This is a genomic window from Winslowiella iniecta, from assembly GCF_001267535.1.
In the GTDB taxonomy this organism is placed as follows: Bacteria; Pseudomonadota; Gammaproteobacteria; order Enterobacterales; family Enterobacteriaceae; genus Erwinia; species Erwinia iniecta.
Genome location: NZ_JRXE01000005.1, coordinates 32,351 through 42,224, shown reverse-complemented (window position 1 = coordinate 42,224; position 9,874 = coordinate 32,351). Strand labels below are relative to the sequence as shown.

Annotated in this window: 9 protein-coding genes; 7 read left to right on the top strand and 2 right to left on the bottom strand. The window is 51.9% G+C overall.

Annotated elements, in window-relative coordinates; all coding sequences use genetic code 11:
* From NG42_RS04445 to NG42_RS04425, 5 genes are all read left to right on the top strand, one after another.
* Window positions 1-812 (top strand): oligopeptide/dipeptide ABC transporter ATP-binding protein (locus NG42_RS04445; protein ID WP_052898067.1); only part of this gene is annotated, 812 nt, incomplete at its 5' end.
* A gap of 22 nt (window positions 813-834) precedes the next feature.
* The gene (locus tag NG42_RS04440) at window positions 835-2,352 is read left to right on the top strand and encodes an ABC transporter substrate-binding protein (protein ID WP_173581492.1); all 1,518 of its coding nucleotides are present in this window, start codon (window positions 835-837) and stop codon (window positions 2,350-2,352) included.
* Window positions 2,353-2,372: 20 nt separating this feature from the next.
* Window positions 2,373-3,314 (top strand): ABC transporter permease, encoded by a 942-nt coding sequence (locus NG42_RS04435; RefSeq protein WP_052898066.1) that lies wholly within the window; start codon window positions 2,373-2,375, stop codon window positions 3,312-3,314.
* A gap of 2 nt (window positions 3,315-3,316) precedes the next feature.
* Window positions 3,317-4,192: an ABC transporter permease gene (locus NG42_RS04430; RefSeq protein WP_052898065.1), complete on the top strand. Its 876-nt coding sequence runs from the start codon at window positions 3,317-3,319 to the stop codon at window positions 4,190-4,192.
* Between the two features lie 16 nt (window positions 4,193-4,208).
* Entirely contained in the window at window positions 4,209-5,810 is a 1,602-nt protein-coding gene (locus NG42_RS04425) for a gamma-glutamyltransferase family protein (RefSeq protein ID WP_052898064.1), read from the top strand.
* A gap of 611 nt (window positions 5,811-6,421) precedes the next feature.
* Here the strand turns inward: NG42_RS04425 and NG42_RS04420 are convergent.
* Window positions 6,422-6,859, bottom strand: coding sequence for a putative T6SS immunity periplasmic lipoprotein (locus NG42_RS04420; RefSeq protein ID WP_338152342.1), 438 nt, complete (start codon window positions 6,857-6,859; stop codon window positions 6,422-6,424).
* Window positions 6,860-7,023: 164 nt separating this feature from the next.
* Window positions 7,024-7,398, bottom strand: a complete 375-nt coding sequence (locus NG42_RS04415) for a hypothetical protein (RefSeq protein WP_241488304.1) — start codon at window positions 7,396-7,398, stop codon at window positions 7,024-7,026.
* Window positions 7,399-7,675: 277 nt separating this feature from the next.
* On the opposite strand from NG42_RS04415, the gene NG42_RS04410 reads away from it, so the two are divergent.
* Window positions 7,676-8,392 carry a DUF3053 domain-containing protein gene (locus tag NG42_RS04410; protein ID WP_052898062.1) on the top strand — a complete coding sequence of 239 codons (717 nt, stop codon included), beginning with the start codon at window positions 7,676-7,678 and terminating at the stop codon, window positions 8,390-8,392.
* Between the two features lie 461 nt (window positions 8,393-8,853).
* On the top strand, window positions 8,854-9,874 hold a 1,021-nt coding region (locus NG42_RS23335; protein ID WP_241488303.1), incomplete at its 3' end, for a PTS mannitol transporter subunit IICBA.

Genomic DNA, 9,874 nt, shown 5'->3' with positions numbered 1-9,874 from the left:
CCCGCCTGAACCAGCTACGCCGCGAGCTACAAATTATTTTCCAGGATCCCTTTGCTTCGCTGAATCCGCGTATGACGGTCGAAAATATCGTGGGCGAACCGGTATGGCTGCATGAATCGCTGTCACGTCAGCAGCGTAAAGAGAAGGTTCATGAATTACTGCGCACGGTGGGCCTGCCTGCCGCGTGGTCGCAACGCTATCCCCACGAATTTTCTGGCGGTCAGCGCCAGCGCATCGGCATTGCCCGCGCGCTGGCCTCCGGTCCGAAACTGCTGCTGGGTGACGAGCCGGTCTCCGCGCTGGATGTCTCGGTACAGGCGCAAGTGGTGAATCTGCTGGAGAGCCTGAAAGCCCAGTTTGGCCTGACGATGGTGATTGTCGCGCACGGTCTGGCGGTGATTCGCCATATGAGTGATCGTGTGGCGGTGATGTATCTCGGCCAGATTGTTGAGCTGGCCAGCGTCGATGAGATTTTTGATGCGCCGCTGCACCCCTATACCCAGGCGCTGATTGCCTCTGCACCTCAGCTTCAGCCCGGCGTTGAGCGTCAGATTCCGATGCTACAGGGCGATCTGCCCAATCCGGCCGCACCGCCCAGCGGCTGCCGCTTTCATACCCGCTGCCCGCATGTGCGCGATGAGTGCCGTCAGCTTGAACCGATCAATCAGATCTTGCCCGGCGGTCGCCAGGTTGCCTGCCATCGCTGGCAGGAGATCAATCGCGATCGCAGCGTGATTGAAATTGCCCCACCGTCACCTGCCTTTTTACGTCGCCGTGCGCTGTTCGATCAGGCTGCCAGGCAAAAACAATAAAACCCTCTGGAGAAGTGAAGCGATGAAAGTTCGTAAGACGTTTTTGGCCGCGCTTGGCGGTCTGATGTTGATGGGAGCCAGCGTTCCGTCACAAGCTGAAAGTACGCTACGTATTGGGTTAGGAGCCGATCCGGATATGCTTGATCCGCATCTGGCGCGTACCTATTACGGTCGTTTCGTGTTTGCTGCCATGTGTGATCGACTGGTCGATGTCGATGAACATCTGCAGGTGATTCCCGGCCTGGCAACCGACTGGGCGTGGAGCGATGACGGTAAAACGCTCACCATGAATCTGCGCCAGGGTGTGACCTTCCATGACGGCGAAAAATTTGACGCCGAAGCGGTGAAATTCAATATCGAACGCGCATTAACCCTGCCGGGTTCGGTGCGTAAAAGCGAAATCTCGTCGATTGAGTCTGTTGAAGTCAAAGCGCCTTACCAGGTGATATTTCACCTGAAAACCGCTGATGCCGCGCTGCTCAGCCAGCTGACTGACCGCGCCGGTGCCATGCTGGCACCGAAAGCCGCTGCCAAAGCGGATTTCACCACTCACCCGGTCTGTTCCGGCCCTTATCAGTTTGACAGCCGTGTGCAACAGGACCGCATCGTTCTGAAGCGTTTCGATAATTACTGGAATAAGTCCGCCTACCACTTCGATAAGGTGATTTTCCTGCCGATTCCTGATGCTTCGGTACGTCTGGCCAACTTACGTTCCGGCGATCTCGATCTGACAGAAGGGATTGCCGCCAGTGACGTAAAAACCGTCGAGGGCGATGCCAAACTAAGCCTGGCGAAAGTGACCGGTCTTGGCTATCAGGGCATCACTTTTAATATCGCTAACGGCAAAGTCGATCCCAATAACCCGTTTGCCAAAGATGCGCGCGTGCGTGAAGCCTTCTCGCTGGCCATTGATCGCGACGCGCTGAATCAGGTGGCTTTTGACGGATTATATACGCCGGCTAATCAGGCGTTCTCTACCGTCAGCCCGTATCACGTCAAGCTGCCGATCGCGGCGCGTGATGTGGAAAAAGCGAAAGCGTTACTGGCGGCGGCCGGCATAACCCCTCCGCTTAACGTCAAACTGCTGGTGACTAATAATCCGACATCGCAACAGGTCGGCCAGGTGATTCAGGCGATGGCCAGCGAAGCCGGTTTTAATGTCAATCTGCAGATGAGCGAGTTCGCCACCCTGCTCGATCGCCAGCAGAATGGAGAATTCCAGCTCAGCCTCTCCGGCTGGTCAGGGCGACCGGATCCGGACGGCAGCATCTTCTCATTTATCAACAGCAAAGGCACGCTGAACGACGGCCATTACAGCAACCCGCAGGTCGACAGTTGGCTGACGGAAGCACGCCAGACCAACGATCAGGCGGTGCGTCAGGCGCTGTATGACAAAGTGGTCAAACAGCTGCAAACCGATATGCCGATCGCTTATCTCTACTTTGAACCACGCATCTTTGGCATGAACAAAAAACTGGAAGGCTTTAAAGCCTGGCCAGATGGTCTGGTGCGTCTTGCTGGCGTGAAGATGGCACCCTGAGGGAGGCCGGAGGAGCACTGATGGTTGAATTGATCTGTAAGCGCCTGCTGCTGGCTATTCCGACACTGTTGCTGGTGAGCATTATGGTGTTCTCGCTACAGAAGTTGCTGCCCGGCGATCCGGTACTGGCAATGGCGGGCGAAGAGCGCGATCCGGCGGTGATTGCGCAACTGCGCGACGAATATCACCTCAATGATCCGATTCCGGCACAGTATTTTCACTGGATCAGTAATGCGCTGCGTGGCGATTTAGGTATGTCGCTGCGCACCAAAGAACCGGTAACCCAACTGATTGCCAGTAAGTTGCCGGTCACGCTGGAGTTGTCGCTGCTGGCGATGATTTTTGCGCTGCTGATTGGCATCAGTATGGGGATTATCGCCGCAGTGCGTAAAGACAGTTGGGTCGACCACACCACTAACTTTGTCGCGCTATCCGGCATATCCGTGCCGCATTTCTGGCTGGGAATTCTGTTGATTTTACTGTTTTCGGTTCATTTACAGTGGCTGCCCGCCTCTGGCTATGTACCGCTCAGTGAAAGTATTCCACAGAATATTAAAACGCTGCTGCTGCCCGCGCTGGTGCTTGGCACCGGGCTGGCGGCCACGCTGATGCGTCATACCCGTGCGGCAATGATTGCGGTGTTGAAAGCCGATTATATCCGCACCGCGCGTGCCAAAGGACTGTTGCCAAAACGGGTGATCCTCAAACACGCGTTTCGCAATGCGCTGGTGCCGGTGATTACTCTGACGACCCTGCTGTTTGGCGAATTGTTAGGGGGTGCGGTGCTGACCGAACAGGTATTCACCCTGCCCGGCTTTGGCAAGATGATCGTCGACTCAGTATTTAACCGTGATTATGCGGTGGTGCAGGGTGTGGTACTGGTGGTGGCGATCGGTTTTTTGTTGCTCAATCTGCTGGCCGATGTGCTCTACGTGCTGATTAACCCCAAAATGCGAGGCTGACCATGAGTGAAGTATTGGTGTCTGGCGCGGCCGCGCCGCTGCGCAAACCGGGTAATCGGGTACTGAAAAAATTTCTCGCCAATAAAAGCGCGATGCTTGGCGCGGTAATTGTGTTGCTGTTTGTCGCTATCGCGCTGTTGGCACCGTGGCTGGCACCGTTCGACCCCGTCAAAGCCAACTTTATGGCGGTACGAAAACCACCGTCAGAGTTGTACTGGCTGGGTAGCGATGAGCTGGGGCGCGATATTTTATCGCGCATGATTTGGGGGGCGCGCACCTCGCTGCTGGCGGGCTGTATTTCGGTGATGATTGCCATCCTGATTGGCGTGCCGCTTGGCCTAATCGCCGGTTACTGGCAGGGCATCTGGGACGGCGTGATTTCGCGCGTTATTGAAGCACTGCTGGCCTGCCCGTTTCTGATTCTGGCGATTGCGCTGGGTGCCTTTCTCGGCCCCAGCCTCGGCAATGCAATGATTGCTATCGGTTTGTCGGCAATGCCGATTTTTGCCCGCCTGACCCGCGGTCAGGTGATTGCCATTCGCAATGAAGAGTATATCGACGGTGCACGGGCAATCGGCCTGCCCGACCGCTGGATTGTGCTGCGCTACGTACTGCCCAACGTGATGTCACCGATCCTGGTACAGGCCACGCTGGCGATTGCTTCGGCGATTATTACCGAAGCCAGCCTGTCATTCCTTGGCCTGGGTCAGCAACCGCCCGACCCGTCGTGGGGTGCAATGCTGAACACGGCCAAAGGGTATCTGGAACAGGCTCCCTGGATGTCCATTTTTCCAGGGATAGCCATTTTTCTCACCGTGCAGGGATTCAATCTGCTGGGAGACGGACTGCGCGACGCGCTCGATCCGCGCAACGACTGATGATTAAGGAATAGCGATGAGTGGAGAAATAGATTTTAACGTCGGGTATCCCTCCTGGCGTGCACCAATGATGGGTCGCAACGCCGTTGCCACCTCGCAGCCGCTGGCCGCACAGGCCGGGCTGCGTATATTGCAACAGGGTGGTAACGCGGTGGATGCCGCGATTGCTACCGCCATCGCCCTGACCGTGGTTGAACCGACCGGTAACGGTATCGGCAGTGATGCTTTTGCCATTATCTGGGATGGCAAACAGCTGCATGGCCTGAACGCGTCGGGCCGTGCGCCTGCCGCGTGGAAACACGAGACGTTTGCCCATTTAGCCGCCATGCCAGAAACCGGCTGGGATGCGGTCACGGTGCCAGGCGCAGTTTCTGCCTGGGTCGAGCTGGCCGAACGTTTCGGCACTCTGCCGCTGACGACCCTCGCCCAGCCGGCTATCGACTATGCACGCAACGGTTTTCCGGTCTCGCCATTGATTGGCGAACTGTGGCAGCGCGGCTATAACAAGCTGCGCGATCAGCCGGGATTCAGCGCCTGTTTTGCCCCGCAGGGCCGACCGCCGCGCACGGGTGAGCTGTTCCGCAATCCTGACCAGGCCGACACGCTGGAAAAAATTGCCGCCACCAACGGCGAAGCCTTCTATCGTGGCGAACTGGCGGAAAAAATTGCCGCCTTCGCCCGTGAGCATAATGCTGCACTGACTATCGACGATCTGAAAAACCATCAGGCTGAGTGGGTAGAGCTGCTGTCGCGCCCGTTTGCTGGCGGCTCGGTACATGAACTTCCTCCTAACGGTCAGGGCATCGCAACGCTGATTGCCCTTGGCATTCTTGAGCACTGGGATATTGGCCGCTATCAACCTGATTCGGTTGAATGGCTGCATCTGTCGATAGAGGCGATGAAGTTGGCGCTGGTAGATCTGGAGCGCTATATCGCCGATGAAGACCATATGGAGTTTGCCGCCAAACATCTGCTGAGCGATGAATACCTGAAAAGTCGTGCCGCGCTGATTGATGCGAAACAGGCTGGCGATTTCACCTTCGGCGCACCGACCCAGAGCGGTACGGTGTATCTCTCTACCGCCGACGCCGACGGCATGATGGTGTCCTTTATCCAGTCGAACTATATGGGTTTCGGCTCTGGCGTCGTGGTACCCGGCACCGGCATCAGCCTGCAAAATCGCGGCGCAGGCTTTGTGCTGGATAAAGCACATCCGAACGTGGTGGCGGGTAATAAGCGCGCATTTACCACCATTATTCCGGCCTTTGCGCTGGATGGCGACGGTCAGCCATTGATGTCGTTTGGGGTGATGGGTGGACCGATGCAGGCGCAGGGGCATTTGCAGATGGTGCTGCGTATTATGCTGCATAAACAGAATCCTCAGGCGGCGATTGATGCACCGCGCTGGCGAGTGGTGGCGGGTCGTGAAGTGATTGTGGAACCCTCAATGGATCGCAATACGCTGGCAACCTTGCGCGCCATGGGCCACAAGATAGTGCTGGAAGATCCACTGCAAACCTATAACTTTGGTGGTGCGCAGGCGATTGTACGCGATCCGCAGGGTTTCTATATCGCCGCAACGGAAAGCCGTAAGGATGGGCAGGCATTAGTATTTTAAGCCTGTTGGGGGCAGTGAAAACTGCCCCCTTTTACGTTTGGTCACCCAGTGATATTTCCGGGCGATGGAAAAGACATCCTGCTAATCCGCCTGATAAGGTAGCACCCAAATAATTCTGATAGATTTTGGGTGTCATACCCTGGAAATACACTCGGTCATTATCCTTTTAATAACTTACATTGATTATTTGACATCCATTAATGCCAGTTTATTTGAAAGAGGATCGCGTATCAGGGTAAATCCAACCTGATAATAGCGCTTATCTATCCCGTTATCGAACCAGACTCCGTTAGAAAGGGTGTAACGACCTTCTTGCCAATCATCAAAACCAACAGGCAGGCACTCATTGAACTTAACAGGCAGGGGAGCATTATTCGGCTTGCCCGGCGTGGCCCAAATTCTTTCATAATGCTAATTGATAACCTTTTCCAAAATAAAACCTTCATGCATTGGGTTATGTTGCCTTATCGCACGATCGCCAGGAATGGTAAAACAGGGTAAGTTATCAACCATTTTTATCTTGAGTGGATAAAACCATGGACGATGAAAGTAAAAACAACCGGTTAGTAATATAACTAATATCATTACGACAAATGGACGATAGAGCGGTTTCATCTTAACATTTTCCGCTCAGATAAATTGAGTTGCTGTGTTTCAGGATCGCGAAGCAATAGAAACTCAGCATGATAAAGTCGCTGCTCTATCTCATTATCAAACCAGATCCCAGTATCTATTGCATATTGTCTTTCCTGCCAGTCATCAAACACGTTGACTAAGCACTGATCCAGAATAACAGGAAAGTAGTTTGACCTTGCCATTATCGGTGCAACCCAGACCGTTTCATAACTCCCATTAATCAACCTGGATATCATTAAACCATTGTTAACCATTTGATGCCTGCGTGTTTTAATGTCTTCAGGAATAATGAAGCATGGCGCATTATTAACCATTTTAACCTCCATAGACCATGACATTTGACGATGAAACAGACACGCACTTAATAATACCGTCACTGACACTATAAATATAAATCGGATACAATGCCTCATCTTAAACTTTTAACCTCTTTAGCATCTTTAAGAAAGTAGACAAGAGTATCTTCATAAAGTTGTCGAAAATCAGGCCCAATAATGCCGATGAAATTTTTACGCTGTGCAAAACCATTCAAACCAAATCGTGTAATATAATAATAATCAGCAATAATTGAGGCCTGTTATTCCAGACTATAGTCTCGCAAAGTTTTATAGTGTGGCAAACTGTATTTATAAGAAACTAAGCCACTAAATACCCCTCGCATTCTGACATTAACTCCCATCTGATATTGCCAGACATGAGCCATTTCGTGGATAAAAAGATGTTTCTCTCGAGGTGCCTCATGAGAAAAGTCATCTCTGTAAAGCATCGTCATAAAATAGATATTACCGTTAGGGGCCATCGCTACTTCATCCATTTGAAGATCAAATGGAAAATAACTGCGGTGATAAACCCTTTCCCGACTATAATCAACCCCATTACGAAATACTGATCGAGCTAACGATATCTCACCTATGGTAAGTAGTCGCGACTGGCCTTTTGCTAAAGTCATCATACTCACTCCTTGAGTTATTTTCGATTACGCTATCACATCAGAAATAAAGTTAAAAAATAAAATCGGTTATTTCTTTTTAATCAGATCGATCTCACAAATCATTATTAGTGTTTAATTTAATGCGATCTTATTATTTATTCGAAGAAAATGGCCTTTGCACGCGAAGAAAGCCCGTTATAAAGGTATTCAGCGCAGACACATTAGACTATCCTTTAGGCTCGACATCTTGCTAAGCGTTATCAGGTAGTTAACCCTTCTCAATGACAGGAGTTTGTTTATGGCGGCAGGAATCTCCCGTGTCTGGGCCCGCGTATGGGTGCCACTGGCGGCACTGTTTATTGTCTTTCAACTGACCGGCTGCGGCGATAAAGAGCCGGATCAGCGTAAAGCGTTTATCGATTTTCTCCAAAACACCGTGATGCGCAGCGGCGAACATCTGCCCGCGTTAAGCGAAGATCAGAAACAGAAAATGGGTAACTACGCCAGTGATTACGCCATTATTTATGGCTTTTCGCAGCAGGTGAATAAAGCAGTTGATAACGGGTTAAAACCGGTGGTTGATGAGCTTCAGATGATTCGCGTACCGCAGGATTATCTGACCCGCCGCAATAGTTTGCGCCAGGCCAGTGGTTCGCTGAATGTGCTGGCGCAGCAGATTCAGAGTGCCAAAAGCCAGGCAGACAGCAGCAAGGCGACGCTGAAGCAACCGGATGATTTAAAAACGGTCTATGACAACGTGTATAACAAAGTGGTCACGCAGCCAGCTAATTCACTGATTCCTTTATTACCGGCTCTTCAGTCGCTAAGTCAGGATGTACTGCAAGCGGGTGACTTCCTGCAACAGCAGGGAACCAGCGTCACCTTTAATAATAATGGTGTGCAGTTTGCTACCCGCGATCAGGCCGCGCAGTACAACACGATTATGAGCAATTTGTCGTCGAAAACGCAGGCGCTGGACCAGGCGAAAAGTGCCGTGCAGGGTGGTTTCCAGTAAACACTTAGCCTTTGTTATCCGGCAATTCTTTTCTTAAAAGGAAAAGGATTGCCGTAACTTTCTTACATTATGGCTTTTGGTCAATTTATCTGCGCAGCAAACGGTGAGTTGGCGCATTTCAGCCCAAAAATAAATTGTGATATTCATCACAATTCAAATATAAATCCCCAGCCTTATTTCGTGATACACATCACATTTATTAGCCATTTCAGGCCAGATATTCGCCATCGTCCTTTTTTTACACGGTAATTATGTGATCTATATCACTTAAATCCCCCCTAAAGCCCCTTCATTAGCGTGATGAGCATCACACTTTTTTCACTCACTACGCAGCGTCATATTGGCGTGCTAGAGTCCGCCTGCATACAGTAATGGTGTAGTCGGCTCCCCGCCGGAATGTCTCATACAAAAATCAACGCGCTCTCTTATTTGTCAGCGCGTAACAATAAGGGGTGTGTTTTATGTCCTCATCAGATATCAAGATCAAAGTTCAGAGCTTTGGTCGCTTTCTGAGCAATATGGTGATGCCAAATATCGGGGCGTTTATCGCCTGGGGTATCATCACTGCGCTGTTTATTCCGACCGGCTGGTTGCCAAACGAAACGCTGGCCAAGCTGGTTGGCCCGATGATTACTTATTTGCTGCCATTGCTGATCGGTTATACCGGTGGCCGCCTGGTCGGCGGCGATCGCGGTGGCGTGGTCGGTGCCATCACCACCATGGGTGTGATTGTCGGTGCCGATATGCCGATGTTCCTCGGCGCAATGATTGCTGGCCCACTGGGCGGCTGGGCCATCAAATCCTTCGACCGTATGGTTGACGGTAAAATTAAAAGCGGCTTTGAAATGCTGGTTAACAACTTCTCTGCCGGTATTATCGGTATGTTGTTGGCCATTCTGGCGTTTCTGGCAATCGGTCCACTGGTTCAGGGTCTGTCGCATATCCTCGCCGCCGGTGTAAACCTGATGGTGCAGAATAATCTGCTGCCACTGACCTCAATCTTTGTTGAGCCAGCGAAAATCCTGTTCCTCAACAATGCGATTAACCACGGTATCTTCTCGCCACTGGGTATCCAGCAGGCAAGTGAAGCGGGTAAATCGATCTTCTTCCTGATCGAAGCCAACCCAGGCCCGGGGATGGGCGTACTGATGGCGTATATGTTCTTTGGTCGCGGTAATGCCAAACAATCTGCGGGCGGTGCGGCGATTATTCACTTCCTCGGCGGCATTCACGAAATTTACTTCCCTTATGTGCTGATGAATCCACGTCTGATTCTCGCCGTTATTCTTGGTGGTGCAACCGGCGTCTTTACCCTGACGTTGCTGAACGGCGGTCTGGTTTCTCCGGCTTCACCCGGCTCTATCCTGGCGGTACTGGCGATGACGCCAAAAGGTGCCTACTTCGCCAATATCGCGGCGATTGTTGCCGCCTTTGCCGTCTCCTTTGTGGTTTCCGCGATTCTGCTGAAAACCAGCAAAGTCA